General features: G+C 45.2%; 27 protein-coding genes. 11 read left to right on the top strand and 16 right to left on the bottom strand.

The window, feature by feature from the left end; genetic code table 11:
• Positions 1–45: 45 nt before the first annotated feature.
• Both dnaQ and AB4371_RS02180 read left to right on the top strand, forming a co-directional pair.
• Complete coding sequence (gene dnaQ / locus AB4371_RS02185; protein ID WP_017060722.1) at positions 46–813, top strand: DNA polymerase III subunit epsilon; 768 nt, start codon at positions 46–48, stop codon at positions 811–813.
• A 9-nt stretch (positions 814–822) separates the two neighbouring features.
• Positions 823–2,070, top strand: coding sequence for a TIGR03503 family protein (locus tag AB4371_RS02180; protein WP_065583988.1), 1,248 nt, complete (start codon positions 823–825; stop codon positions 2,068–2,070).
• Between the two features lie 128 nt (positions 2,071–2,198).
• On the opposite strand, the gene fadE is transcribed toward AB4371_RS02180, so the two are convergent.
• On the bottom strand, positions 2,199–4,664 hold the full coding sequence (gene fadE / locus AB4371_RS02175; RefSeq protein ID WP_372148761.1) for an acyl-CoA dehydrogenase FadE: 2,466 nt from the start codon (positions 4,662–4,664) through the stop codon (positions 2,199–2,201).
• Positions 4,665–4,992: 328 nt separating this feature from the next.
• Here fadE and lpcA point away from each other — a divergent pair, with 328 nt between their 5' ends.
• Together lpcA and AB4371_RS02165 are read left to right on the top strand one after the other, a co-directional pair.
• Positions 4,993–5,568 carry a D-sedoheptulose 7-phosphate isomerase gene (gene lpcA / locus AB4371_RS02170; protein WP_017063379.1) on the top strand — a complete coding sequence of 192 codons (576 nt, stop codon included), beginning with the start codon at positions 4,993–4,995 and terminating at the stop codon, positions 5,566–5,568.
• Between the two features lie 67 nt (positions 5,569–5,635).
• A complete protein-coding gene (locus tag AB4371_RS02165; RefSeq protein WP_017063380.1) occupies positions 5,636–6,481 on the top strand; it encodes a class II glutamine amidotransferase in 846 nt (281 codons plus the stop codon).
• 116 nt (positions 6,482–6,597) lie between these two features.
• On the opposite strand, the gene purN is transcribed toward AB4371_RS02165, so the two are convergent.
• On the bottom strand, positions 6,598–7,272 hold the full coding sequence (gene purN, locus AB4371_RS02160) for a phosphoribosylglycinamide formyltransferase (protein WP_017060717.1): 675 nt from the start codon (positions 7,270–7,272) through the stop codon (positions 6,598–6,600).
• 132 nt (positions 7,273–7,404) lie between these two features.
• Positions 7,405–8,445, bottom strand: coding sequence for a phosphoribosylformylglycinamidine cyclo-ligase (purM, locus tag AB4371_RS02155; RefSeq protein ID WP_017071054.1), 1,041 nt, complete (start codon positions 8,443–8,445; stop codon positions 7,405–7,407).
• 169 nt (positions 8,446–8,614) lie between these two features.
• On the opposite strand from purM, the gene upp reads away from it, so the two are divergent.
• Entirely contained in the window at positions 8,615–9,241 is a 627-nt protein-coding gene (gene upp / locus AB4371_RS02150) for a uracil phosphoribosyltransferase (protein WP_004738627.1), read from the top strand.
• A gap of 141 nt (positions 9,242–9,382) precedes the next feature.
• Here upp and AB4371_RS02145 read toward each other — a convergent pair whose 3' ends face one another.
• Positions 9,383–10,621, bottom strand: a complete 1,239-nt coding sequence (locus AB4371_RS02145; protein WP_017066555.1) for a uracil-xanthine permease family protein — start codon at positions 10,619–10,621, stop codon at positions 9,383–9,385.
• Positions 10,622–10,899: 278 nt separating this feature from the next.
• Here AB4371_RS02145 and AB4371_RS02140 point away from each other — a divergent pair, with 278 nt between their 5' ends.
• Positions 10,900–12,159: a DUF2066 domain-containing protein gene (locus tag AB4371_RS02140; protein WP_372148758.1), complete on the top strand. Its 1,260-nt coding sequence runs from the start codon at positions 10,900–10,902 to the stop codon at positions 12,157–12,159.
• A 110-nt stretch (positions 12,160–12,269) separates the two neighbouring features.
• Here the strand turns inward: AB4371_RS02140 and AB4371_RS02135 are convergent, their stop codons facing one another.
• The 4 genes from AB4371_RS02135 to AB4371_RS02120 all read right to left on the bottom strand — a co-directional run bounded on the left by AB4371_RS02135 (position 12,270) and on the right by AB4371_RS02120 (position 15,232).
• A complete protein-coding gene (locus AB4371_RS02135; RefSeq protein ID WP_017060713.1) occupies positions 12,270–12,707 on the bottom strand; it encodes a DUF2069 domain-containing protein in 438 nt (145 codons plus the stop codon).
• Entirely contained in the window at positions 12,704–13,297 is a 594-nt protein-coding gene (gene wrbA, locus AB4371_RS02130) for an NAD(P)H:quinone oxidoreductase (protein ID WP_017066556.1), read from the bottom strand. Before wrbA ends, AB4371_RS02135 begins: the two co-directional genes overlap by 4 nt.
• Before the next feature lie 6 nt (positions 13,298–13,303).
• A complete protein-coding gene (gene arsC / locus AB4371_RS02125; protein WP_017060711.1) occupies positions 13,304–13,654 on the bottom strand; it encodes an arsenate reductase (glutaredoxin) in 351 nt (116 codons plus the stop codon).
• 123 nt (positions 13,655–13,777) lie between these two features.
• Entirely contained in the window at positions 13,778–15,232 is a 1,455-nt protein-coding gene (locus AB4371_RS02120; RefSeq protein WP_017060710.1) for a M48 family metallopeptidase, read from the bottom strand.
• Positions 15,233–15,410: 178 nt separating this feature from the next.
• Here AB4371_RS02120 and AB4371_RS02115 point away from each other — a divergent pair, with 178 nt between their 5' ends.
• Together AB4371_RS02115 and AB4371_RS02110 are read left to right on the top strand one after the other, a co-directional pair.
• Entirely contained in the window at positions 15,411–15,650 is a 240-nt protein-coding gene (locus AB4371_RS02115) for a sulfurtransferase TusA family protein (RefSeq protein ID WP_017060709.1), read from the top strand.
• Complete coding sequence (locus AB4371_RS02110; RefSeq protein WP_017063383.1) at positions 15,643–16,719, top strand: AI-2E family transporter; 1,077 nt, start codon at positions 15,643–15,645, stop codon at positions 16,717–16,719. Before AB4371_RS02115 ends, AB4371_RS02110 begins: the two co-directional genes overlap by 8 nt.
• 148 nt (positions 16,720–16,867) lie before the next feature.
• Here AB4371_RS02110 and bcp read toward each other — a convergent pair whose 3' ends face one another.
• Together bcp and AB4371_RS02100 are read right to left on the bottom strand one after the other, a co-directional pair.
• A complete protein-coding gene (gene bcp / locus AB4371_RS02105; protein WP_017060706.1) occupies positions 16,868–17,338 on the bottom strand; it encodes a thioredoxin-dependent thiol peroxidase in 471 nt (156 codons plus the stop codon).
• Positions 17,339–17,350: 12 nt separating this feature from the next.
• Positions 17,351–17,893: a glycine cleavage system protein R gene (locus tag AB4371_RS02100; protein ID WP_017060705.1), complete on the bottom strand. Its 543-nt coding sequence runs from the start codon at positions 17,891–17,893 to the stop codon at positions 17,351–17,353.
• 374 nt (positions 17,894–18,267) lie between these two features.
• On the opposite strand from AB4371_RS02100, the gene dapA reads away from it, so the two are divergent.
• Together dapA and bamC are read left to right on the top strand one after the other, a co-directional pair.
• Positions 18,268–19,146 carry a 4-hydroxy-tetrahydrodipicolinate synthase gene (gene dapA, locus AB4371_RS02095; RefSeq protein WP_017060704.1) on the top strand — a complete coding sequence of 293 codons (879 nt, stop codon included), beginning with the start codon at positions 18,268–18,270 and terminating at the stop codon, positions 19,144–19,146.
• A 48-nt stretch (positions 19,147–19,194) separates the two neighbouring features.
• Positions 19,195–20,241, top strand: a complete 1,047-nt coding sequence (gene bamC / locus AB4371_RS02090) for an outer membrane protein assembly factor BamC (protein ID WP_372148755.1) — start codon at positions 19,195–19,197, stop codon at positions 20,239–20,241.
• A gap of 161 nt (positions 20,242–20,402) precedes the next feature.
• On the opposite strand, the gene AB4371_RS02085 is transcribed toward bamC, so the two are convergent.
• The 4 genes from AB4371_RS02085 to AB4371_RS02070 form a co-directional block, all read right to left on the bottom strand.
• The gene (locus tag AB4371_RS02085; protein WP_017060702.1) at positions 20,403–20,612 is read right to left on the bottom strand and encodes a DUF2897 family protein; all 210 of its coding nucleotides are present in this window, start codon (positions 20,610–20,612) and stop codon (positions 20,403–20,405) included.
• Positions 20,613–20,620: 8 nt separating this feature from the next.
• Entirely contained in the window at positions 20,621–21,295 is a 675-nt protein-coding gene (locus AB4371_RS02080; RefSeq protein ID WP_372148751.1) for a M15 family metallopeptidase, read from the bottom strand.
• Between the two features lie 45 nt (positions 21,296–21,340).
• Positions 21,341–22,477, bottom strand: coding sequence for a succinyl-diaminopimelate desuccinylase (dapE, locus tag AB4371_RS02075; RefSeq protein WP_017060700.1), 1,137 nt, complete (start codon positions 22,475–22,477; stop codon positions 21,341–21,343).
• 98 nt (positions 22,478–22,575) lie between these two features.
• Positions 22,576–22,923, bottom strand: a complete 348-nt coding sequence (locus AB4371_RS02070) for an ArsC family reductase (protein WP_017060699.1) — start codon at positions 22,921–22,923, stop codon at positions 22,576–22,578.
• 205 nt (positions 22,924–23,128) lie between these two features.
• Between AB4371_RS02070 and AB4371_RS02065 the strand changes: the two genes are divergently transcribed.
• Positions 23,129–23,416, top strand: a complete 288-nt coding sequence (locus AB4371_RS02065; RefSeq protein WP_004734273.1) for a helix-turn-helix domain-containing protein — start codon at positions 23,129–23,131, stop codon at positions 23,414–23,416.
• A 68-nt stretch (positions 23,417–23,484) separates the two neighbouring features.
• Here AB4371_RS02065 and AB4371_RS02060 read toward each other — a convergent pair whose 3' ends face one another.
• Both AB4371_RS02060 and AB4371_RS02055 read right to left on the bottom strand, forming a co-directional pair.
• Positions 23,485–23,817, bottom strand: coding sequence for a DUF4156 domain-containing protein (locus tag AB4371_RS02060; protein ID WP_017071060.1), 333 nt, complete (start codon positions 23,815–23,817; stop codon positions 23,485–23,487).
• Between the two features lie 12 nt (positions 23,818–23,829).
• On the bottom strand, positions 23,830–24,174 hold the full coding sequence (locus AB4371_RS02055; RefSeq protein WP_017060697.1) for a DUF2956 domain-containing protein: 345 nt from the start codon (positions 24,172–24,174) through the stop codon (positions 23,830–23,832).
• Between the last annotated feature and the right edge of the window lie 48 nt (positions 24,175–24,222).

Here is a 24,222-nt window from a genome sequence, read left to right as displayed (position 1 = left end):
ATTACCTCAAGCACATTATCGGCATAGTCTGACACAGTTATCCTTATGAATACCAGTAGCACTCCAGAACAAAGCACGAACGAAAAAAACAGTTCGAACGAAAATAAGCGCATTGTTGTACTCGATACCGAAACCACCGGTATGAATACAGAAGGTGGCCCTCACTATATGGGTCACCGCATCGTTGAAATTGGTGCAGTAGAGATCATCAACCGTAGGCTGACCGGGCGTCATTTCCACGTCTACATCAAGCCCGATCGTGCGATTCAAGAAGAGGCGATTGGCGTTCACGGTATTACCGATGAATTCTTGATTGATAAGCCTGAATACCAAGACATTCATAAAGAGTTTCTCGACTTTATCAAAGGTGCGGAGCTGGTGGCTCATAACGCGCCCTTCGATACGGGCTTCATGGACTATGAGTTTGAGAAGCTCAACCCAGCGATAGGTAAAACGGATGACTACTGTAAAGTTACCGATACCTTGGCAATGGCGAAGAAGATATTCCCAGGTAAAAGAAACAACCTAGATATCTTATGTGACCGTTACGGTATCGATAACTCGCACCGTACTCTCCACGGCGCATTGCTCGATGCGGAGATCCTAGCCGACGTCTACTTATTGATGACGGGTGGTCAAACTTCGCTGCAATTTAACGCTGGTCAACAGGAAGGCGAAGCCGAAAGCATACGAAGAGTAGAAAGTGGTCGAAAATCCCTAAAGGTTTTACGAGCTACGGCCGATGAAGTAGAAGCGCATCAAAGTCGTTTAGATCTCGTCGAGAAAAGCGGAAGCTGCCTCTGGCGTCAGTAGGGAGAAAGTATGTTAAGGGTATTGGCTACCGGTTGCTTATTGCTGTTAAGTTTTGGCTTACATGCAGCAACAGAATCCGTTATGAGTTTATTGGACAACCGTTTTAGAGTTGATCCCAGTATTGAACAAGTCACCTTTGTGATTTATCGAGCCGATAACTCTAAACCTGTCGTTTTGGTTCGCCCTGATGGCAAGAAATACTACTCTTGGCGCAATGCTGATAATGTCCGTTGGTACGAAGAATCGTCCATGGACATTATCTCTATCGACAATCCGATGCCCGGCCCTTGGCAAGCGATAGGTAAAGTTTCCCCTAAGAACAATATCAAGCTGCTGTCTCATCTTGTGTTGGATGCTAATGAGTTCCCAGATAAGTTGTATCAAACAGAGCGCATCAAATTTACCGCTCGACTGACTTCTGATGGCAAGCCGCTGGTGCTGCGCGATTTTCTCGATCGCGTGAAGCTTAAGGTTACCTTTACTAAGTTTGTTGAAAACGAAGAGTCTTTGGTGAGAGAAGCGCGCCCGGTGCCGGTTGTGATGGGCGAGTTTGCCGATGATGGCGCTGATCTTGATGAAAAGGCCGGAGATGGTGTGTTCACTGTCTCTTTGCCAATTGATATCGAGCCCGGTAAATACCGAGCGCGTATTACCTCTGGTAATGGCGTGTTCCTGCGAGCGCAAGAGCAAGAAGTCTTGGTTTACCCAACACCGATCACTAGCACCTTCATTCAATCACGAAAAGAGGGTTTACCTCATACTATTGTGGTGTCTGGTGAACAGGGGATGATCGCACCGAGCTCGTTAGCGGTTCATGTTGAGCACAAGGCTTCTGATGAATATGTGATGTACAAGCAGGGGCAAGCTGAAGTCGACGCAATGAAAGTCGCTTTAGAGGTGCCTTATAATGGCGATTTAGGAATTTATAATTGGTCAGGGATGGTTTATGCCACTGATGCTTCAAGTCAGCGCCCGCTGATTTTTCCAATTACCGAGCAGTCGTACAGCGTTGTTGAAGATATCGACTTAGCAGAGTCACGACGTCTTCAAGAAGAAGCTCTTGCTGAACAGAAGCGTATCGCAACAGAGTTGATGATCCTTCAAAAACGTGAAGATGACAGACAGCGCAGTATGATCATTATTGCGGTGGGTAATGTGGTCGCTATTCTATTGGGCTTATTGATTTGGTTTGTGGTTCGTAAGGTCAAGGCGAAGAAAAAAGCGTTACCTGAGATGCAGCTCAAGGCGCCCAAGTAACTCGCTTAGATGATTAGATTGTCTAGAGAGAATAAGCTGCTAGATAAAGCATTGGAATTTGTGGCAACGAAATCATGAACAAAAAAACGGGACTCATAGTAGTCCCGTTTTTGTTTCTTTTTCTGGCCTTAAGCGACGTTATCAATCGATTGGTCTGGGTACTGAGATTTTGCTGCAAGCTCCTCTGGTGAGAAGTCATCCACGTTAATCGTGTACAGTCTATGTTCCTCAGCGCTAATCAGAAGATTTGCTTCGTCTTGCGTTAAGATACCTTTCTCAAGTCCCAACTGAGCAACAAGATCAAGTCGTAAGAAGGCACGTTTTTGATGTGTCTCTTTGCAGACTTTGTCGAACAGAGGTTCAGCTTGAAGAATCACTTCTAGCGCTTTTTCAATCTTACCTACTGGGTTGTATTCCGTCGCTTCTAGGTATTGGCCGCGACCTATACGAGAGCGTGTTTCGCTTGGTGTTTGTAGAATGTGCGCAACTTTGCTATCGAGCTTGTCGTTTGGAGCACGACGGATACGACCAAATGGCATTAGCACAACACGAAGCAGACGACCAATCACAGGGTTAGGGAAGTTCGCTAAGAACTCATCAATCGCCACTTCAGTCTGACGTAAGCTATCTTGCATCCCCCAATGTACTAACGGTAGATCTTCAGCGTGGCTGCCTTCACTTTCAAAGCGCTTCAACGTTGCTGAACCGAGGTAAAGTTGACTTAAGATATCACCCAGTCTTGCTGATAAACGTTCTCTACGCTTCAGTGATCCGCCTAGAACTGCCATTGAAATATCAGACAGTAGCGCTAGGTTTGCACTGTAGCGGTTTAGCTGTTGGTAGTAACGCTGTGTCTGTTTATCTGTTTTATTTGAAGGTGTTGGCGCATCAGAACCACGACCATCGGTTAAACCAAACCACAAGCTGCGGACTAGGTTGCTCATCGTAAAGCTAACGTGCCCTGCTAACGCTGAATCAAACTTATCAAGCGCATCGCTGCTTTCAGAATAAGCCGCTTCCATTTCGTTCAGTACGTAAGGGTGACAGCGAATCGCACCTTGACCATAGATGATCATTGAACGAGTCAGGATGTTTGCGCCTTCAACCGTAATCGCGATAGGCGAGCCTTGGTAGCCACGAGCTAGGAAGTTCGATGGGCCTAAACAAATGCCTTTACCACCGACGATATCCATCGCATCAATGATGCTGCGCTGGCCACGGTGAGTACAGTGGTACTTAACGATTGCAGAGATAACCGAAGGCTTTTCACCAAGGTCGATGCCCGCAACGGTTAGGTTACTTGCAGCGTCCATTACATAAGCGTTACCTGCAAGGCGTGCAAGTGGCTCTTCAACCCCTTCCATGCGGCCAATAGGCTGTTTGAACTGACGGCGGATACGAGCGTAAGCGCCAGTTGCAAGCGCGGCAGACTTGATGCCACCAGTTGAATTTGAAGGCAGTGTGATACCACGACCAACCGACAGGCACTCAACCAGCATACGCCAGCCTTGACCGGCCATTTTCTGACCGCCAATGATGAAATCGATAGGCACGAAGAGATCGTCGCCTTGCGTCGGGCCATTTTGGAAAGGTACGTTTAGTGGGAAGTGGCGGTTGCCAATCTTTACGCCTTTTAAATCCGTTGGGATAAGCGCACAAGTGATACCAAGATCTTTTTGATCACCAAGCAGGCCATCCGGGTCACGAAGTTTAAAAGCTAAGCCTAATACCGTCGCGACAGGCGCGAGAGTGATGTAACGCTTGTTCCAAGTTAGGCGCATGCCGAGTACTTCTTCGCCTTGCCAGTCGCCTTTACAAACCACACCGTAATCTGGAATAGAGCCAGCATCAGAGCCTGCCTCTGGGCTAGTTAGTGCGAAACAAGGGATCTCTTTACCTTCCGCTAGGCGAGGCAGGTAGTGGTTTCTTTGTTCTTCTGTACCGTAGTGTTGTAAAAGCTCACCAGGGCCTAATGAGTTAGGTACGCCAACCGTCGATGACAATACACTAGAAACGCCTGTTAGCTTCTGTAGAACCAAAGATTGAGCGTAAGCTGAGAACTCTAAGCCGCCGTATTTTTTCTTGATGATCATGGCGAAGAATTTATGGTCTTTCAGGTATTGCCATACTTCTGGTGGCAAATCAGCAAGCTCATGAGTGACTTGGTAATCATTGACCATTTCACACACGATATTTACTGGACCATCTAAAAACGCTTGCTCAGCTTCAGAGAGTTTCGGGTCAGCAATGTTCTGAAGTTTCTTCCATTCAGGTTTGCCTTTGAACAGCTCTGCTTCCCACCATACTGTGCCGGCTTCTAGTGCTTCTTTTTCTGTCTGAGACATCGCCGGTAGAACTTTCTTAAATAAAGAGAGTGCTTTTTGGCTGATCAGTGTCTGACGAATGGTCGGTACAGCAAAGATCGCAACGGCTAATAGATAGCAAAGCCAGCCGGTAACAGCCACGCCGCCAAGCAGTGTTAATGCTACCATTGCGCCGGTTAATACAACTAATGCACGTACCAGACTAACTCTATGGTAAAGACAGACGCCTAAGATGGCGGTCATGCCGAGTAGGGAGAGCAATATGTTCATGATCGATTTCCTTTTCAGAGATCACTTATTGTTATTAAGTTTTAGGTAAGAGGTCTAACCAGTCAAGTGTAAACAAAATATTAAATATTTGTAAAACTTCAAGGTGAGTAAAAAGTGATCTCAATAGAGTTAAAGTTCTAATTGTGAGAGGTTGGTGGCGAATATTTGGACGGATTTACAACGACAAGTTAATTAAGGTGGCAATCTTTGGGCTTAAGTGTCGACACTATTTCATGTTTGTGGGTAAACTCAGGTAAAAGAGGGAAAAGCCCTCAGTTCTCATTTCACGCACTTTAAGCTGCGTCAAAAAAAATAAGAGATAAGTCTTATGTACCAAGACCTAATCAAAAGTGAATTAAACGAAGCTGCTGACGTTCTGAATAAGTTCCTGAGTGATGACCATAACATCGCTCAAATTGAAGCGGCGGCAAAACTGATTGCTGACTCATTCAAACAAGAAGGCAAAGTGCTTTCTTGTGGCAACGGTGGTTCACACTGTGATGCAATGCACTTCGCGGAAGAGCTTACAGGCCGATACCGTGAAAACCGTCCAGGTTACGCTGGCATTGCGATTTCAGATCCAAGCCACTTATCTTGTGTGAGTAATGATTTTGGCTACGACCACGTGTTTTCTCGCTATGTAGAAGCGGTGGGTCGTAAAGGTGATGTGTTGTTCGGTCTGTCGACTTCAGGTAACTCTGCCAATATTCTAAAAGCGATTGAAGCGGCTCAAGCGAAAGGCATGAAGACGATTGCATTGACGGGTAAAGATGGCGGTAAAATGGCGGGTTGTGCGGATATCGAAATCCGAGTACCACACTTTGGCTACGCAGATCGCATCCAAGAGATTCACATTAAGATCATCCACATTGTGATTCAGCTTGTCGAAAAAGAGATGGAATAATAGTTTTACAGACATTTGGAGCCCAGCTTTTTGGCTCCATTGGTTTTAATAGGGAGTAGATTAAACCATGTGTGAATTGCTCGGTATGAGCGCGAATGTGCCAACTGATATTTGTTTTAGCTTTACTGGTCTTATGCAGCGTGGAGGCAACACTGGCCCGCATCGTGATGGCTGGGGTATTACCTTTTATGAGGGAAAGGGTTTTCGTACCTTCAAAGATCCGAATCCGAGCTGTGAATCTAAGATCGCTGAGTTGGTTCAAAACTACCCAATTAAAAGCCAAGCTGTTGTCAGTCATATCCGTCAAGCCAACCGTGGTGGCGTTAATCTAGAAAATACACACCCTTTTACCCGTGAGCTTTGGGGGCGATATTGGACCTTTGCTCACAATGGTCAATTATCAGATTACGATGATCTGGTGAGTGGGCGTTTTAGACCTGTCGGCGAAACGGACAGTGAGCTCTCTTTTTGTTGGCTACTGAAACAACTAGAAGAACGTTTTCCTGAACCACCTCAAGACATGGAAGGCATGTTTCGTTTCGTGGCTGAGTGTTGTGACAAGCTACGCGAGAAAGGCGTATTTAACATGTTATTGAGTGATGGTGAGTATGTGATGACTTACTGTACTAACCATTTGTACTGGATAACCAGACGCGCACCTTTTGGTAATGCGAGCCTGATTGATGAAGATGTTGAGATAAACTTCCAAGAAGAGACTACGCCAAATGATGTGGTGACGGTGGTAGCAACTCAACCTCTTACGGACAATGAACAGTGGTTTAGAATGAAGCCGGGCGAATACGCACTGTTTCATTTTGGTGAGCTGATTGGCAACAACCATCAAGCGTTAGAAGATGTTGCTTATGCGCCGAAAAAGGTAGCGAGCCAAGCACCGACAGAGCCATTAAGCTAATGCTGTAGATCGTATTGCTTGAACCCGAACAAACGAAGGCCGCTTACTGCACTAACCAGTCAGTAAGCGGCCTTTTTGTTTTTCAGCAATTTGTTGTCTGAGAGTCGTTTGACGAATTACTCTTCTGCGTAACCGTGTTTACCTAATGCTTTACCGTCTAACACAGCCTGTCCATTGACCATTGATAAACGGTCTTCCGCGAACCACTTGCAAACCATAGGGTAAATGCAGTGTTCTTGAGTCAGCACTCGGCTTGCCAACATATCAGCATCATCATCTTCAAATACCGGCACCTTAGCTTGCAAGATCACAGGGCCGCCATCGAGCTCCTCGGTAACAAAGTGGACGCTAGTACCGTGTTCTTTGTCTTGCGCATCAATGGCACGCTGGTGGGTGTGTAGGCCTGGGTATTTCGGCAACAGAGAAGGGTGGATGTTGACCATTTTCCCTGCATAGTGACGAACAAACTCTGAACTCAGGATTCGCATGTAGCCAGCGAGTACGATTAAATCTGGCTGGTAAGCATCGATCTGAACCATCAATTCATGGTCAAACTCTTCACGTGAACCAAAGTCTTTTGGATTCACTGAATGAGCGTCAACACCTGCGGTTTTCGCTCGTTCTAATCCAAAAGCCTCTGCTTTGTTTGAGAAGACAGCTTTAACCGATGCATCAATCATATCGCTATCGCAGGCATCTAAAATAGCCTGTAAGTTACTTCCGCTTCCTGAAACTAACACAACGATGTTTTTCTGAGAGTGACTGGTTTTATTTGAGTGATTGTTTTTCATAGAGTGGGTCATACGATTGATTAACTGAATTGTTTACAATGTACCTACATAAACTAAGGTTTTCTGCGGGCTAAATAGCAAAATGAGGACCATTAGGTCCTCATTGATTAACTAAGTAAGTGAGCGTATCACTTATTTAATTTCAACTTGCTCTTCGCCAGCTTCAGCGTTTGCGATCTCACCGATAACCCAAGCGTTTTCGCCTTCAGCTTTCAGTAGTTCAACAGCAGCGTCTGCTTGATCTTTAGGTAGAGCAACAACTAGGCCTACACCACAGTTGAAAGTGCGGTACATTTCGAATGTCTCCACGTTACCTTTCTCTTGTAGCCAGTTGAAGATAGCAGGCCATTCCCAGCTCTTGCCATCAATGACTGCTTTAGTACCTTCAGGAAGTACGCGTGGGATGTTTTCCCAGAAACCACCACCTGTGATGTGTGAGATAGCATGAATGTCATGCTCTGCAATCATCTTAAGCGCTGATTTGATGTAAATCTTAGTTGGTTCTAGTAGGTGCTCACCGATAGTGCGACCTTCTAGTTCTTCATTCTTATCAGCACCAGAAACTTCTAGGACTTTACGAATTAAAGAGTAACCGTTTGAGTGTGGACCACTTGAGCCAACAGCGATAAGTGCGTCGCCTGCTGCTACTTTAGTGCCGTCAATGATGTCCGCTTTTTCTACAACACCAACACAGAAGCCAGCTACATCGTAGTCGTCGCCTTCGTACATGCCTGGCATTTCAGCAGTTTCACCACCGATAAGTGCACAACCAGCTTGAACACAACCTTCAGCGATGCCAGAAACAACGTCTGCTGCTGTGTCTACATCTAGCTTACCTGTTGCGTAGTAGTCTAGGAAGAATAGAGGCTCACCACCTTGAACGATTAGGTCGTTCACACACATTGCCACTAGGTCGATACCAATGGTGTCGTGTTTTTTCAGATCCAAAGCAAGGCGAAGTTTAGTACCAACACCATCAGTACCTGAAACAAGTACTGGCTCTTTGTATTTCGTTGGAAGTTCACATAGGGCGCCAAAGCCACCAATACCGCCCATTACTTCAGGGCGACGAGTGCGTTTAACAGCACCTTTAATACGGTCTACTAGTGCATTACCTGCGTCGATATCAACACCAGCGTCTTTGTAGCTTAGAGAAGAAGTATTACCACTCACGGGATAGTCCTCGAACTTAAGTTGGATGTGAAAACGGCGCTATTCTAACAGGGCTTGAATATGAAGAGCAAACGTTTGCGCGGTTTTTTTTATTAGAATAAAGATTCTGAAATAACCTTAGAGTTCGTGTATAATCTACAGGTTTGTTTAAATATTGCCGGAGTTGGAAATGAAAGTTGTTGAAGTGAAACACCCGCTAGTAAAACATAAAATTGGCCTGATGCGTGAAGGTGAGATTAGCACTAAGCGTTTTCGTGAGCTAGCGACAGAAGTGGGTAGCCTTCTAACATACGAAGCGACATCAGACTTTGAAACTGAACGTGTAACTATTAATGGTTGGGACGGCCCAGTTGAAGTTGACCAAATTAAAGGTAAAAAAGTAACAGTAGTGCCAATCCTACGTGCTGGTCTAGGCATGATGGACGGTGTTCTTGAGCACATCCCAAGCGCACGTATCAGCGTTGTTGGTATCTACCGTGACGAAGAAACGCTTGAGCCAGTTCCATATTTCAACAAGCTTGCATCTAACATCGATGAGCGTATCGCTCTAGTGGTAGACCCAATGCTTGCAACGGGTGGTTCTATGATCGCGACTATCGACTTAATGAAAGAGAAAGGTTGTAAGCACTTCAAGATTCTTGTTCTTGTAGCGGCTCCTGAAGGTATTGCGGCTCTAGAAAAAGCGCACCCAGATGTTGAACTTTACACAGCTGCAATCGATGAGAAGCTAAACGACAAGGGTTACATTGTTCCTGGTCTTGGCGATGCTGGTGATAAGATCTTCGGTACTAAGTAATTCGGTTTCAGCTTAAGTGACTCTAAATCGTTTCTTAACTCGCTGAATTAGCCGTATTAATAAAAAGGGAGAGCATTCAATGCTCTCCCTTTTTTGATCTTGTTGGTTTGTGATTCTTTTGAATCTAGCCTTACCGATGGATTAATCGATTTGAGCTTTGTCTACCACAGTGTTGTCACCTAGCTCTTCTGGAAGTACTAGGTTAAGTAGAATCGCTACGATACCGCACAAGCTTACGCCCTGTAGGCTGAAGTCACCGATACCAAAGGCCATGCCGCCAATACCAAAGACTAAAGTAATGCCCACAATCACAAGGTTACGTGATTTGTGAAGGTCAACGTTGTTCTTGATTAGCGTGTTAAGACCTACGGTTGCGATAGAGCCAAACAGAAGAATCATGATACCGCCCATCACTGGAACCGGAATGGTTTGCAGTAATGCGCCTAGCTTACCAACCAATGCAAGAACGATAGCGGTTACTGCAGCCCAAGTCATGATTACAGGGTTAAATGCTTTGGTAAGCATTACTGCGCCTGTTACTTCACTGTAAGTTGTGTTTGGTGGAGCGCCCAGCATAGAAGCAGCTATTGTTGCCACGCCGTCACCTGTGATTGTGCGGTGCAGGCCAGGTTTCTTAAGGTAGTCTTTACCGGTCACGTTAGAAATCGCCAGCATGTCACCTACATGCTCAACGGCTGGGGCAATCGCGACAAACACCATGAAGAAGATAGCGTTGATGTTGAACTCCGGCATGGTGAAGTTTGGTAGTGCTAACCACGATGCTTGCGCTACTGGAGTGAAGTCTACCGCGCCGTATACCAAGCTGGTGATGTAACCCGCAACAATACCACCGAAGATTGGCAGTAGCTTAAGGAAGCCTTTTGAAAACACACTGATGACAATCGTCACTAACAGTGAAATTGAAGAGATCCACAGGGCAGCGTCTGCATCAACAAGCTGAACCGCACCATCGCCTGTCTTACCTAGCGCCATGTTAACCGCAACAGGCGCAAGGCCTAAACCGATAACCATGATCACAGGGCCAACCACTACAGGTGGAAGCAGTTTATGGATGAAGCCAACGCCACGAACTTTAATTAACGCGCCCATTAGTACATACACAACACCCGCCGCCATCAAGCCGCCCATGGTTGCACCAACACCCCAAGTTTGAATACCAAACATGATAGGCGCGATGAAAGCAAAAGAAGATGCTAAGAAGATTGGCACTGAACGGCGTGTAATAAGTTGGAATAAAAGGGTACCGATACCTGCGCCAAACAGTGCAACGTTGGGATCGAGTCCAGTCAGTAGCGGCACTAATACAAGCGCACCAAATGCTACAAACAGCATTTGCGCACCTTGCAGAGCATTTTTCATGTTATGTCCTTAAAAATGGTCGTTATATGAAAAGCGAAAAATAAAATTCGCGGGATTCTATCACTTGGCAATCGATTGCTACACCAAATAGATCAAATTTATTTATCTTAGTGATGTTTTATATCCATCTAAGCCCTAGAAATTCAGTTTATAAGTGAGCGATTTATCATGGCCAGGTGATATTTTGTGGTTATTAAACACAGTGGGCGCTATCGACCTTGCCCCTCAATCCATAGTTGCTTATCATCTAGGCACAAGATTTGAATATTAGGATCAGTATGCGCTACATAGCATTGTTGTTGATGGGACTATTAGCCTCTCCGAGTTATGCCTTAACTCAAGTAGATATCTTTAGTGCTGAAGTTGCGATTAACGCTGAAGACAAACAGCCAGAACAAGTGGCAAGAAATACAGGTATGGAGCAGGTATTGATACGTGCGACTGGCCAAACTGATGTCGCTTCGAATGAGACGATTCAAAAGGCGATGCGCAAGAGTTCGCAGTACATGTCTCAAATGAGTTTTGGCGAAAGCAATGACCAATCAACATTGCGTATGCGTTTTAACGGTGCTCAAATCCGTTCTCTGTTGACTCAAGCACAGTTACCTTACTGGCCTGACACGCGTTCAAACATCCTTGTTTGGCTGGTGGAAGAGGACAACTACGACAAGAACATCGTATGGGAACACTCTAACTCACAGTTAGCAGCTAGCTTACAAGCGAACGCAAAAGAGCGTGGCTTGCCTCTAACGCTGCCTGTGGGTGACTTTGACGATATTACGGGTATTGCGACTTCTGATTTGTGGGGTAGCTTTGTTACGCCAATCAGTAAAGCGAGTCAGCGTTATCCTGTTGATGCTGTGTTGGTGATAAAGGCTCAATCTTCAGGCCTACGTTGGGCTCTATATGATCAAAAGCCAAGTCAATTGACGAGTGCACCAACATCGCCTGTAAGTGGTTCACTATCGGGTAACAGCGACACGACTTCTAAGAAGTTAGTTGACCAGATCAGTAACTACTACGCAGGCAAAAGTGCTGTGACGGTAGCGAGTGAGTCATCAGAATCGATTTTAACGCAGTTTATTAGCCTGAATAATGCTCAAGACTTCTTCCAGTTAGAGAACGCACTTAAGCGTCTAAACTCGGTGGCAAGCCTAGATATTCTGAAGATTCAGAACAACGAAGTCACTTTCCGAATTCACTTATTGTCGACTCAACAAGAGTTTGATCAAGAAGTAGCAAGTATTCGACAAGTCGCGAAGGTTGAAGAATCTTACATTGAGCCTGAAGTGAGCCCTGAATTTGAAACTCAAGACAACACAATGTCTGTAGGTGATGATTCAACAGACGCTGCTGAAGTCGTTGGTGACGAAACTGACTCAGGCGTACAAGTGATTAAGGGCAACGAGGTATCTGAGGATGCTGAGCTAACGAATACGCCTGACGCAACGTTAGAGGATTCTAGTACAGAAGATCTAACCATCACTGCGCCAGTACATGCTAAGCCAAGCTTGGTATACGAGTGGGTTCGCTCATAATTGTCAGCTGACATGACTGATTGAAATGAAAACTTGAAAAAAGCCCTGCAAGAGCAATCTCGCAGGGCTTTTTGTTTGTAAGCGGTCAGTTTAAAAGCATGGGCTCAATATTATTGCTCGAACTTAGCTTTTTCTCTCTTTTCTACTTCAGAAAGACGCTTCAACTTGATGCCTAACTCTTTGGCTCTAAAGCGAGTAAATAAGATATTGCCCGCGAAACCTAGAGTCGTCAGAAGCAGTTCTACAGCCGCTAATAAACGTTCACCATCGTCTACATACAAGATAGTTAATGCGTGTAGGAAATAGAGCATCAAGACGAAATTTGCCCATGCGTGCGTATAAGGTTTTCCTGCTAAAATGCCCGGTAATGGCAATAACAGCGGGATAGCCCAAGCAATCGCCAGTGTGACATTACTGAGATGAGGGTGCGGTGAAAGCGTCATCTGCCAAGCCACCACCCAGAATAAAAGCGACAAGTTGCCCGCTAAAGCAAGGTAGCGAAATAGCTTGGTTTTGGGAGACATAGCCTTCTCTGGCATATACATCATTGAGAAATTCCCTTCTGATTTATTGCGATGCGCGCTAGGCGTTTACCTAGGTTTTGCGCCAACTCAATCTCTTCTTTGCTAAGTGAAGCGCTCTCTCCAGTACTGCTTGCACCATAAGGCGTACCACCAGTTTGAGTGGTGTGCAGCGCCGGTTCTGAGTAGGGGATGCCCACGACTAACATGCCGTGATGAAGCAGGGGCAACATCATGCTTTGTTGTGTTGTCTCTTGACCACCATGCAATGACGAAGAAGAGGTAAATACGCAAGCTGGCTTATCGATGAGATCACCATTGATCCACATTGATGTCGTGCTATCCCAAAAGTGCTTCATTGGCCCGGCCATGTTACCAAACCAAACCGGACTGCCTAGCGCCAAACCATCACAAGATCGAAGTTCTTGTAACGAGGCAATAGGATCGGTTGGTTGATAACGCGAATCAGGCTGCTCTTCTACTGTGTACACGTCGTTCACCGTCCTTAGCATAGCTTCGCAGTTCGGGATGGATTCAACCCCTCGTGCAATCTGCCTTGCTAGAGCTTGTGTGTTGCCGTGGCGACTGTAATAAAGAACAAGAATGTTAATGCTCATATTGGATTACAGAATCTCTAGCACTTGCTCTGGTGGACGACCAATTTTTGCTTTGTTGTTCGCGACAACGACTGGGCGCTCAAACAGTTTTGGATTGGTTGCCATCGCGGCGAAAAGATCTTCATCAGTAACTGAAGCATCGCCAAGGTTTGCTTCTTTGTAGTCCGCTTCTTTGGTGCGCATCATGTCGCGAACACTGTCAAAACCAAGCTGAGTGAACAGTACTTTCAGCTGTTCAACTGTTAACGGAGTCTCCAGGTATTTGATGACCTCTGGCTGTACGCCGTTTTCCTGAAGCACTTCTAGAGTTTGACGGCTCTTTGAGCAGCGTGGGTTATGATAAATCACGACAGACATGGTTCTTCCTCATTATTATTTTTGATTTAATTGTTTAGCTGAAGCCACCATAGGTGACTTCTTTTTTTTGTGTAACGTTGAGCTTTCTTTTTATACTGGCAACGAGCGTTACCAGTAAACACTCTATTGTAGCGACAAGAAGCGCTCTCGTTGAATCATTAGCTGATCAATTCGAGCGTCGTAGCGTGCTTGTTTTAGGCTTCCTAATTCTGCGATTTGGCTTGCTTGCGTGTAGTACTGAATCGCTTTGTTCCAGTTGGCTTGCAGTGCCAAAATTTCTGCACGAGCAGCCAGTTCTTCGTCGCTATTACCAAGGCTCGTATTTACTTTTGAAAGTAAGTGCCAGCCATTGGTGTCATTCGGGTTATCGTGCGTGTAACGTTGCAATACGCGAACCGCTTCTTGAAGATCTTCATTTTCAATCAGTGCGTTGGCGTAGTTAATGGTCAGAACCGGGTTGTTTGGTTGACGAACCAGTGCCGATTTAAGTTCTTTAATCGCAATCTCAGGCTGCTTCTTCTCGATGTGCAGATCCGAAATAGCATCTAGATAAAACAGGTTGGTTGGATCGCTGTTAATCAGCTTGTTCAGGATGGGCTCTGCTTTGTCTAATTTTTTAGAGTCTAGGTAAACCAGTGCTTGGCCATATTCTAATGACGGAACCAAAGCTTTAGGGGCTTTCTTTAGCTGACGCTCAAACCAATCAAGAGCAGCATCATTATTAATGCCAGCATAGCGCGCAACAATGCGGGCTCTTGCTAGGTGGTAGTCAAGAGAGGGAGCCAGTTTCAGTGGCGGGTAACTACGAGCACGAGCACGTGAATCGGTAATTCGGTCTTCTGGTAATGGGTGAGTCAGTAGCATTGGCGGTGGTGTGCTCGCATAGCGATATTCATCAGCTAAACGGCCAAAGAAACGTGGCATCGCATTCACATCAAACCCAGCTTTTGCTAGCGTGTTGATACCAAAGCGGTCGGCTTCTTTTTCATTACTACGGGTGTAGTTGATTTGGCTTTGCATATTACCCGCAGTCGTTGCCGTTAGGGCTGCAATGCCGGCTTCAGGAGCTGCAATTGCCAGTAATACAGAGGCTGCTAGCGCTGCAATGGTTGCTGGAGAGCGGCGCGCTTGGTCTTCCATACTACGCGCTAAGTGACGTTGGGTTACGTGCGCGATTTCGTGCGCTAATACAGAAGCTAATTCACTTTCAGATTGTGCATGCAGGAATAGACCTGAGTGCAAAGCAACATAACCACCAAAGAAAGCAAAGGCGTTGATGTTGCGGTCACGGATCATAAAGAACTGGAAAGGTGTCTTTACATCATTTGCGTTCGCGACCAGACGATGGCCAAGAGTATCAATATATAGATTTAGAACTGGGTCGTTTACGATAGGCTGGCTACTTCTGATGATGCGCATGTAGGCATCACCATAGATAAGCTCTTGGTCGATAGTGAGTGTGCCGCCAGCAGCGGTACCGATATCTGGTAGCTCCAAACTATTGGTATTCGCCATAGTTGGGGTGCTTAATGTAGCTGCGATGCATAAGCAAGCAATTGAGCGAGCGCGTTTAAACATATTAGTCAGTAATACTCCGTTTCTTCTGACAGTAAGACAAGTGCAATGGAAATTGGTTCTTTATCTGATTTAACCTTTGCCAAGTGCGTGCGCTATCATGAAGGAGGATGAATGAATGATGGCGCGTTTTCAAAAACAGATTACAATACGACCCTTATAATAAGCATCGAGCTCAAGAATGACACCTAATATTCTAGATTTACGCCAAGAGCGCTGTCCAATGGCGCTATTATTAGCCAAGCGTCACAGTGTAAAGTTAGAAGTAGGGCAGTCATTGTCAATTTATGTGTCTGATAACAGTTCGATGAAAGATATTGTTACTTATTTGTCTAAGCAAGCCTATGACGTCATCACTGAGGTTTGCTCTAATTACCATCATCTCCTCGTCACTAAAAAGGAATTGCAGTCAGATGCTTGAAATGGTCAATCGTTGGTATAAACGACGTTTCTCTGATCCCCATGCTGTCAGTTTGGTTGCCATCATTCTCTTCGGCTTTATTACGATCTACTTCTTTGGTCACCTAATTGCACCACTCTTGGTTGCGATTGTGTTGGCTTATTTGCTTGAGTGGCCTGTTACCCAACTTCAAAGACTCGGTGTTCCAAGAACGCCTTCGGTGATGTTGGTGATCATGATGTTCTTTAGCGTGATGCTACTTGCGATCTTTGGCTTGGTACCAACCATTTGGCAACAAGTGGGCAATCTAATTAATGATATCCCAAGCATGTATGGCAGCTTGCAAAACTTCATTGCGACGATTCCTGAACGCTATCCAGAATTAGCTAACCTGCAGATCGTTGAGTCCATTATGTCTAACGCCAAGAACAAAGCGTTAGGTTTTGGTGAAAGTGTTGTCAAAGGTTCTCTTGCTTCTCTTGTGAGCTTAGCGACCTTAGCGGTTTACTTGATTCTTGTACCACTGCTTATTTTCTTCTTGTTAAAAGACAAAGAAGAGATGATCAGAATGGCGAGCGGTGTACTTCCTCGAAATCGTCGTTTAGCGACCAAAGTATGGGAAGAGATGAACCAGCAAATCTCGAACTACATTCGCGGTAAAGTCTTAGAGATTTTAATCGTTGGTGGTGTCAGCTACGTAACCTTTGCGATTCTGGATCTGCGTTATTCAGTCTTGTTGGCTGTCGCGGTTGGCTTCTCGGTACTGATCCCTTATATCGGCGCGGCAGCTGTGACTGTTCCTGTGGCGATTGTAGGCCTGTTCCAGTGGGGATTAGAGCCTCAGTTTTACTGGTTGCTTCTCGCTTACGGTATTATCCAAGCGCTAGATGGTAACGTGCTCGTTCCTGTTCTTTTCTCTGAAGCGGTGAACCTGCACCCAGTGGCCATTATTGTTGCCGTGTTAGTGTTTGGTGGACTGTGGGGATTCTGGGGCGTGTTCTTTGCTATCCCGTTGGCAACGTTAGTTAAGGCGGTTTGGAATGCCTTACCGAGTCACGCATTAGACGATGACCCCGAACATCAAAAGTAATTGATCTTGTTATAGAAAAAGGCCGAACATTCATGATGTTCGGCCTTTTTGCTCTTAGCTTAATCATTAGCTTAATCATTAGCTTAATGAGTGTTGCTATTGCCTTAGAAAGTGATGAATCTAAGTCATTAACTCACTCAAATCGCCCTTACGCTTCTTGATTGAAGTAATCTAGAACCACTTCGTGGTGAGTCTTAGTCTTGAACTTGTTGAAGACATGTTCAATCTGACCTTCTTCATCAATTAGGAAGCTAATACGGTGCAGACCGTCGTAGATTTTACCCATGAATTTTTTCTCGCCCCAAACGCCAAACTGTTCAGCAACGCTGTGGTCTTCATCAGATAGCAGGGTGAAGTTTAGAGATTTCTTCTCAACGAAGTTTGGTAGACGTTTTACTGGGTCAACACTCACACCTAGAACAACCACGTTTAGGTCATCAAGCTGTGTTTTGATATCACGCAGGCCTTCCGCTTGCACAATACAACCTGGAGTCATTGCTTTAGGGTAAAAATAGAAAAGTACTTTTTTACCTTTGAAGTCACCAAGAGATACGATATTGCCATCTTGATCTGGAAGAGAAAAAGCAGGTGCTGGAACACCAGCCGTTAGCGTATTCATGACATTTCCTTTTTAAAGACTGTTTTTGATAAAGTTGAGCGAGCCTTGGACTGATAGGCTCTGACACAGCGAATCGAATTCTTCTTGTAGCTGCATCAAATTACATTCTGATTGCACAGAAGCGGTAATAGAGATATGGAATTGGTCGTTGTCGAGTTGAACCTTAGATTTATTGATGGTTCGTGCACTTAACGAATCGAGGCCGATGTTTCGGTCTGCGAAGAACTGGGTAAACTGCTCAGTAAGTCCGATTTTATCGTCTGACTCAACGAACACCTCTACTGTGTAAGAGTTCTCAATAACATCATGAGTTGAGGTTCGCTTCATAATCGTAATCAAGTCGTGCTCTTGTCCAAGCAAGGGCAAGGTGGTTTCAACGCGGGTAATGTTGTTTGCCTTTCCAGACAGCAGCATGATAAGCGTAAATTCTTCGCCAAACAGGGCGATACGGCTATCAATAATGTTACAGCCTGATTGGGTGACTAAATGAACCACTTGGTTGCATACACCTGGGCGATCAGTGCCCACAGCTGTGATTACTAGATGTTGAGTCATAAAATCACGTCTCTTTATATTCCATTGATTCATGCATGTTAGCACAGTTAGCTCGTGGAATAAGCGTGCGTGCGGGGCTTTTTATGTGCGACCTTGCTTCGAACATGCAACCAATGATAAGAATATCGAGCGCGTTAAAAAATGAGATAGAGCGATGAGAGCACAGCTTACTTGTTACTGACATCCAGTGATGTGCTATCCGCTAGATTGAGTGCAGGTTACCCAAATTCTAGGTAGAACGCCGTTAGAAGTCGTTTTACCTCAAACATACGACAATATTTAATGCAGATGTTGCCGGTAAGCCACTTTAATGTCTTGTGTTTATTGATTGGCTTACAGTAACATGCAAAAAGAATAAATTAAGGGAGATAGACATGTTTTCAGGAAGTATCGTTGCGCTAGTTACGCCATTTAATACAGATGGTGAAGTGGATTTCGACAGCCTTAAAAAGTTAGTTGAGCACCATATTGCTGCAGGTAGTGATGGTCTGGTTGCGGTTGGCACAACAGGTGAGTCTTCAACACTCACTATTGAAGAGCATGTCAAAGTCGTCAACAAGATCGTTGAATTTGCTGATGGTCGTATTCCCGTTATCGCTGGTACAGGTGCAAATGCAACTCATGAATCTGTTCTATTCAGCCGTTTGTTGAATGGTTCTGGTATTGCTGGTTGCCTGAGCGTAACGCCTTACTACAACAAACCGACTCAAGAAGGTTTGTACCAACACTACAAAGCGATTGCTGAAGTCAGTGACGTTCCACAAATTCTATACAATGTTCCAGGTCGTACTGCGGTAGACTTGTTGCCAGAAACGGTTGCTCGTCTTGCTGAGATCGAAAACATCGTTGCACTGAAAGATGCGACGGGTGATCTCGACAGAATTGCAATTCACCGTGAACTTTGTGGCGAAGACTTTATCTTACTAAGTGGTGATGACTTAACAGGCCTAGAATTTGTTAAGCGTGGTGGCGATGGCGTGATCTCTGTAACGAACAATGTTGCAGCCGCTGATATGGCAACCATGTTCAAGCTAGCAAAAGAAGGTAAGTTTGAAGAAGCGGAAGCGATCAATGAGCGTTTGATGCCTCTACATAAGAATTTGTTCGTTGAGTCTAACCCTATTCCCGTAAAATGGGCGGTTCATAAAATGGGTCTGATTGCTGAAGGTGGCTTACGTCTACCGCTGACTGAACTGTCAGAGCCAGCTCAACCTGTTGTTGCTCAAGCAATGACTGAAGCGTGCATTTACTAAAACGTATGAAGTGATGCCGAAGCGAACCTTCGGCATTTAGGAGTATAAATGAAGTATTCTCACCAGCTAGTGATTGGGTCACTGGCTGTTTTCGTTCTTACAGCATGTTCTGGCAACCCGACTCAACGTCGCCAAGCCAAAGATGATTTCGAATACTTAGAAACACCTGAGTTTTCACAATGGCAATTGCCTGTAGATGCTCAGCCTCAGTTCTACCCAAATTTTGACATCCCAAGCGGTGAATTCAGTGGTGGTACTGGTCGTGAAGTGGATATTCGTCCACCGCAACAGGTTCTTGAACTGATCCCGGGTGCTCGTGCTGAGCGTCAAAACGGTGAAGTGACACTATGGCTTCTTCGCGCAGAAGAGGCAGACCGCGTGTGGCAAACGGCTGTAGATATGCTGGCTCAGCGTGGCATTGGTATTCGTGAGCAATCAGAGAATGAGATTGAGACCGATTGGGTAACTTGGGTTTCTGAAGATGAAGACGTAGAGATTGGTAGTCGTTACTCTATGTCTCGTTTCCAAGCGAACAACCGTCACGGCTTCAAGATTAACCTGATTGATTGGCGTGAAGGTACTGAAGAGAAACCGGTAACGGCAACCAATAAAGAGCGTTACAACGCGTTTCTGACTAACCTAGTTATGGCTAAGTACGATGAAAACCTTCGTGCTGAAGCAGCGCTGAAAGCGCAAGAGTTGGTGAAGCGAATCCCAATCTCAATGGGTGCGGACCGCAGTGGTTTCCCTGTGATTATTGCTCGTACACCATACAATGTATTCTGGCAGCGCCTGCCTAACTTGTTGCCTGCTATGGGCTTTGAGCTTGAAGAACGCAATCAATCTCAGGGTACGGTGAAGGCGAAGTACGCAGCACCAGATGATGAGTTCTGGGAAGAAATTGGCCTACAGCCTATCGATTTAGCGCCAGGCACTTACAACTTCCTATTTGGTGACCTTGGCAACCGTACGTCAATCAACGTAACGGATGCATCAGGTAAGCCAGTAGAAGAAGAGCTGCTTAAGTCTATGGTTCCGGTATTAGCGCATATTGCTGACCAAACCAAAGATGACAAAGAAGCGAAAGCTGAGTAGTCATTCAAGCCGTCACAAGCTGAGTTAAATCAGCCTTGTGATTAGCAAAAGCAAATAAAAAAGAGGACACACTGTGTCCTCTTTTTTATTGTATTCGTTGTCATCAGGCTACATTGGTCAATCAAAATTGGTCAATCAAGCTGATTAGCCAAAGCAAAAGGCTATGCGTCTTTATTGTCTTTGGATTCTTCTTTTTCAGCTTTCTCTTGGTTAAGTTTATCCGAGCGATTGAGCTTATCTAAATCTCGCTCAGTTTTACCACGCCCCGTCAGATCCATATTGGCTGTCTGTTTGAGCGCTGCGATGTTACCCACAACAACGCTAACTACGATGATGATGATAACCCAAGGGTTTGTAAGCCACTCCAACATAAGCGCTCCTAATGACTGATATTCGCTACGAAGCGTGCATAGATCTCGTCTAGCTGCTCCATAATAATCTCATACCCTAATACTGGCTTAGATTGGAGTTGCTTGCCAAGTAAAGTCGGAGATAACTGTGATAAACACGACTCCGATACTTTGCGATGGCTGATATGCCATGGTTCGATCGCCACACCACCCAAATCTTGGCTGTAAGGAAAGAAGAAACCAAATTGTGCAGCATGAACTGATAGCCATTGGTAAAACGATTGCTGGTGGCCAGTAAGGTATTCCCATGGTTCTAATTGCAGATGTATGCCTTCAGGTAAGTGGTTACGAGCAAAGACATCGAAGTCACAACCCCAATGATGACGACTCGCGCCGGGAAGCGCAGACCATCTCAGGATAGCCGATAGCTTTTGTTGTTCGGTCAGTTTTGAAGCATCAAGAGGTTGGCTTTCTGAATCTAATATCGGAGCTTCGCCAGAAAACTTACTGTTCCAAATCAGAGATTGCCTTTCATAGTCGCGAAAGCCACTGGCAATCTCCATTTTAAAACCAGCGAGCTGAGCAGCTTCAATCAAATTATTCAGGTCATTCTTAACCTCACTGTGGACCAAGAAGTTCTTGGTGCCGATCAGGCTAGGCTCTAGATGAGAATCTGATTGTCCGGTAAGCTGCTCTGGTGTCATAACGAGTCTCTCAATAATTGGATGCTATGAATCGCTGATGAAAGACTATTTAGCGAATAGGTTCACTAATGTTCTTTCGTACATGTCAGTTAGCTTTTCTAAATCGGCTACCTTCACGCATTCGTTAACCTTGTGAATCGTTGCATTCACAGGGCCTAGTTCAACCACTTGTCCGCCCATACGTGCAATAAAGCGACCATCAGATGTACCGCCAGTCGTTAGCAGTGCTGGTTTCACATCATTGACGTGACCCACTGCATCAACAATAGCATCAAGCAGTGAACCTGCGTCTGTTAAGAACGGGTCGCCATTGAATGTCCATCTTAGGTCGTATTCGAAATCATACTTGTCGAGTGTCGTTGTGATGCGCTCAACGATGATGTCGTTGCTTAACTCTGTACTAAAGCGTAGGTTAAACTGAACATTAAACTCACCAGGGATCACGTTTGAAGCACCAGTACCCGCACTCACATTTGGAATTTGGAAACTGGTTGGCGGGAAGTAATCATTACCTTTATCCCACTCAGTTGTTGCTAGCTCATTAATAGCAAGCAGAGAGCTGTGTACTGGGTTGTTTGCTAGGTGAGGGTAGGCAACATGACCTTGTGTGCCTTTAATCGTTAGGTCGCCAGTGATAGAGCCACGACGGCCGTTCTTCACGACATCACCCACGAACTCAGTGCTCGATGGTTCACCAACGATACACATATCGATGTTTTCACCGCGCGCCATTAATGCTTCAACAACACGTACAGTACCGTTGATGAAAGGACCTTCCTCATCTGAAGTGATCAGGAAACCAATTGAGCCTGTGTGGTCTGGGTGTTTGGCAATGAACTGCTCGACGGCAACAATCATTGAAGCCAGAGAGCCTTTCATATCAGCAGCGCCACGGCCATGTAGGAAACCGTCTACGATAGTCGGTTCGAATGGCTTAGTGTTCCACTGTTCGATTGGGCCTGCAGGTACCACATCAGTGTGACCAGCAAAAGCAAACAGAGGTGCTTCAGTACCACGACGAGCCCAGAAGTTGGTCGTATCTTCAAATACCATCACTTCGATTTCAAAACCGAGTGCTTTTAAGCGTTCAATCATCAGGTCTTGGCAGCCTGCATCTTCTGGTGTTACCGATTGACGGCTGATTAGGTCTTTTGCCAGAGCCAAAGTTGGGCTATCTGTCATCCTTGAATTCCTTGTTTAAATAAAACGTCTAGTCATTAATTTTTAGAAGCTGATTCAATGATCAACGTCCAGTTGTCTGTCTATGTAAATACAACGATCTAAGCAAAAATAGCCGCGTATTGGTCGGCTTTAAATCCGATGTGAAGCTTACCTTCAACTTTTAAGATTGGGCGCTTGATCATGGCAGGTTGTTCAACTAGCAAAGTCACCGCTTTTTCTTCTGTTAGGGTGTCTTTCTGTTCTTGAGAAAGTTGGCGATAAGTCGTACCACGTTTGTTTAGCACAAGCTCCCAACCTAGCTCAGAGCAGAAGCTTGTTACTAGCTCTTCTGTGATGCCTTGTTTGCGATAATCGTGAAATTCGAACTCGATACCTTCAGCTTCGAGCCATTTCTTTGCTTTTTTAATGGTGTCGCAATTTGGGATACCAAACATGGTGATAGTCATTATTCTTCCTTTGAGTGATTTTATTTCATTGTTATGAGTTGAATCCTATCAGGAAGCAGCAACTCAGACAAAATAGAGTGATGAATATTTCATAGAGTGAAAAAAAAGCGTAAGAAAATGTCACTATTGGAGACTTATTGATCAGCCTCAACATGTTGTCAGCGAAAAAAGAAATAATTGAGCTGCACATATATAGGAGGTGTCAATGGAGTTGAGTCCTGTTTTTGCAAGGCGGCTATATTTAGCATTGTTAGTGGAAAGCCTTGATAGGCCAAATGTGCCTAAACTCATCGAAAAAACGGGGTGGCCTCGTCGTACTATTCAAGATGTACTCAAGGCGTTACCGGGGATCGGTATCGAACTTATGTTTGTTCAAGATGGGCGACGTCATAATGATGGCTATTACCAGTTATCCGACTGGGGGCCATTTGACAGTCAATGGGTTATCCAGCGTAAAGGCGATATAGCAACAAGCCTTGGATTTAGTGCATAAGCCAGCGAAAGCTGGCTTTCTTTTGGGTGTCATAAAATCAAAGCATATCGATATGCCGCTTTAGTTGCTTACTCGCACAGGTAGGCGGTACCAAGCATAGTCACGGAAGTGCTGAAATCTTGGGGTAGGGTAAAGATGACGGTGTCTGCGCCTAGCTCAATGGCATTCGATTTAAGCTCATTCATCGCACCTTGAATCAGGGTGTCATTGGGAAAGAACAAGTAGCTGTACCAATGACCTTCGCTGCCAGTGATTTCCCCTTTATACTCACACTGCTCGATGTTAATCAGGCCGTGGTAATCCATTTGTACCTTGTCCGCTTTACTATGAGGCGTTGATGTGGGTTTGGTACACCCGAGTAACATGCCACTCATAGCCAAAGCGACTAATTCCTTTTTCATACGTTTACCCTGCTATTGCATCAAATAAATCGCGAAGCCTACCCAGCTTGCGAACAGTAGTAACCACGGCAGTTTAGTGGCGTGATTTGATGGTGTTTCAACACTTGTTTCGATCGTGTCTTCTTGGTGTTGATTAGCTTGTTGAGTCTGTTTTTCTTTCTGTACGCGCTTCTTCGCTTTATCGGCTTGGCGGCTGCGTTCTTTTTGCTGTTTCTTGTACAGTGCGATGCCTTTCTCGATACCCTGAGCAATCAGTTTAGTTTGTTCTTTGGTTTGAGCTGGCTTTTGAGTCGCTTTGGCTATCTTCAGTGCTTCCTGTTGAGATTCAACAGAGGGCGTATTAGTTTTGTTTTTCATACTGAGTTCGACAATTAAAACGGATTGGCTACTAAGATAACGCAAAGC

The sequence above is a fragment of the Vibrio sp. 10N.261.51.A3 genome (assembly GCF_041471965.1).
Taxonomy (GTDB): domain Bacteria; phylum Pseudomonadota; class Gammaproteobacteria; order Enterobacterales; family Vibrionaceae; genus Vibrio; species Vibrio crassostreae_C.
This window is presented reverse-complemented; position numbering and strand designations above follow the sequence as displayed.

Coding starts and splice junctions, on each gene's coding strand:
- dnaQ (WP_017060722.1), top strand. CDS start 46: ATGAATACCAGTAGCACTCCAGAACAAAGCACGAACGAAAAAAACAGT.
- AB4371_RS02180 (WP_065583988.1), top strand. CDS start 823: ATGTTAAGGGTATTGGCTACCGGTTGCTTATTGCTGTTAAGTTTTGGC.
- fadE (WP_372148761.1), bottom strand. CDS start 4,664: ATGAACATATTGCTCTCCCTACTCGGCATGACCGCCATCTTAGGCGTC.
- lpcA (WP_017063379.1), top strand. CDS start 4,993: ATGTACCAAGACCTAATCAAAAGTGAATTAAACGAAGCTGCTGACGTT.
- AB4371_RS02165 (WP_017063380.1), top strand. CDS start 5,636: ATGTGTGAATTGCTCGGTATGAGCGCGAATGTGCCAACTGATATTTGT.
- purN (WP_017060717.1), bottom strand. CDS start 7,272: ATGAAAAACAATCACTCAAATAAAACCAGTCACTCTCAGAAAAACATC.
- upp (WP_004738627.1), top strand. CDS start 8,615: ATGAAAGTTGTTGAAGTGAAACACCCGCTAGTAAAACATAAAATTGGC.
- AB4371_RS02145 (WP_017066555.1), bottom strand. CDS start 10,621: ATGAAAAATGCTCTGCAAGGTGCGCAAATGCTGTTTGTAGCATTTGGT.
- AB4371_RS02140 (WP_372148758.1), top strand. CDS start 10,900: ATGCGCTACATAGCATTGTTGTTGATGGGACTATTAGCCTCTCCGAGT.
- AB4371_RS02135 (WP_017060713.1), bottom strand. CDS start 12,707: ATGATGTATATGCCAGAGAAGGCTATGTCTCCCAAAACCAAGCTATTT.
- wrbA (WP_017066556.1), bottom strand. CDS start 13,297: ATGAGCATTAACATTCTTGTTCTTTATTACAGTCGCCACGGCAACACA.
- arsC (WP_017060711.1), bottom strand. CDS start 13,654: ATGTCTGTCGTGATTTATCATAACCCACGCTGCTCAAAGAGCCGTCAA.
- AB4371_RS02120 (WP_017060710.1), bottom strand. CDS start 15,232: ATGTTTAAACGCGCTCGCTCAATTGCTTGCTTATGCATCGCAGCTACA.
- AB4371_RS02115 (WP_017060709.1), top strand. CDS start 15,411: ATGACACCTAATATTCTAGATTTACGCCAAGAGCGCTGTCCAATGGCG.
- AB4371_RS02110 (WP_017063383.1), top strand. CDS start 15,643: ATGCTTGAAATGGTCAATCGTTGGTATAAACGACGTTTCTCTGATCCC.
- bcp (WP_017060706.1), bottom strand. CDS start 17,338: ATGAATACGCTAACGGCTGGTGTTCCAGCACCTGCTTTTTCTCTTCCA.
- AB4371_RS02100 (WP_017060705.1), bottom strand. CDS start 17,893: ATGACTCAACATCTAGTAATCACAGCTGTGGGCACTGATCGCCCAGGT.
- dapA (WP_017060704.1), top strand. CDS start 18,268: ATGTTTTCAGGAAGTATCGTTGCGCTAGTTACGCCATTTAATACAGAT.
- bamC (WP_372148755.1), top strand. CDS start 19,195: ATGAAGTATTCTCACCAGCTAGTGATTGGGTCACTGGCTGTTTTCGTT.
- AB4371_RS02085 (WP_017060702.1), bottom strand. CDS start 20,612: ATGTTGGAGTGGCTTACAAACCCTTGGGTTATCATCATCATCGTAGTT.
- AB4371_RS02080 (WP_372148751.1), bottom strand. CDS start 21,295: ATGACACCAGAGCAGCTTACCGGACAATCAGATTCTCATCTAGAGCCT.
- dapE (WP_017060700.1), bottom strand. CDS start 22,477: ATGACAGATAGCCCAACTTTGGCTCTGGCAAAAGACCTAATCAGCCGT.
- AB4371_RS02070 (WP_017060699.1), bottom strand. CDS start 22,923: ATGACTATCACCATGTTTGGTATCCCAAATTGCGACACCATTAAAAAA.
- AB4371_RS02065 (WP_004734273.1), top strand. CDS start 23,129: ATGGAGTTGAGTCCTGTTTTTGCAAGGCGGCTATATTTAGCATTGTTA.
- AB4371_RS02060 (WP_017071060.1), bottom strand. CDS start 23,817: ATGAAAAAGGAATTAGTCGCTTTGGCTATGAGTGGCATGTTACTCGGG.
- AB4371_RS02055 (WP_017060697.1), bottom strand. CDS start 24,174: ATGAAAAACAAAACTAATACGCCCTCTGTTGAATCTCAACAGGAAGCA.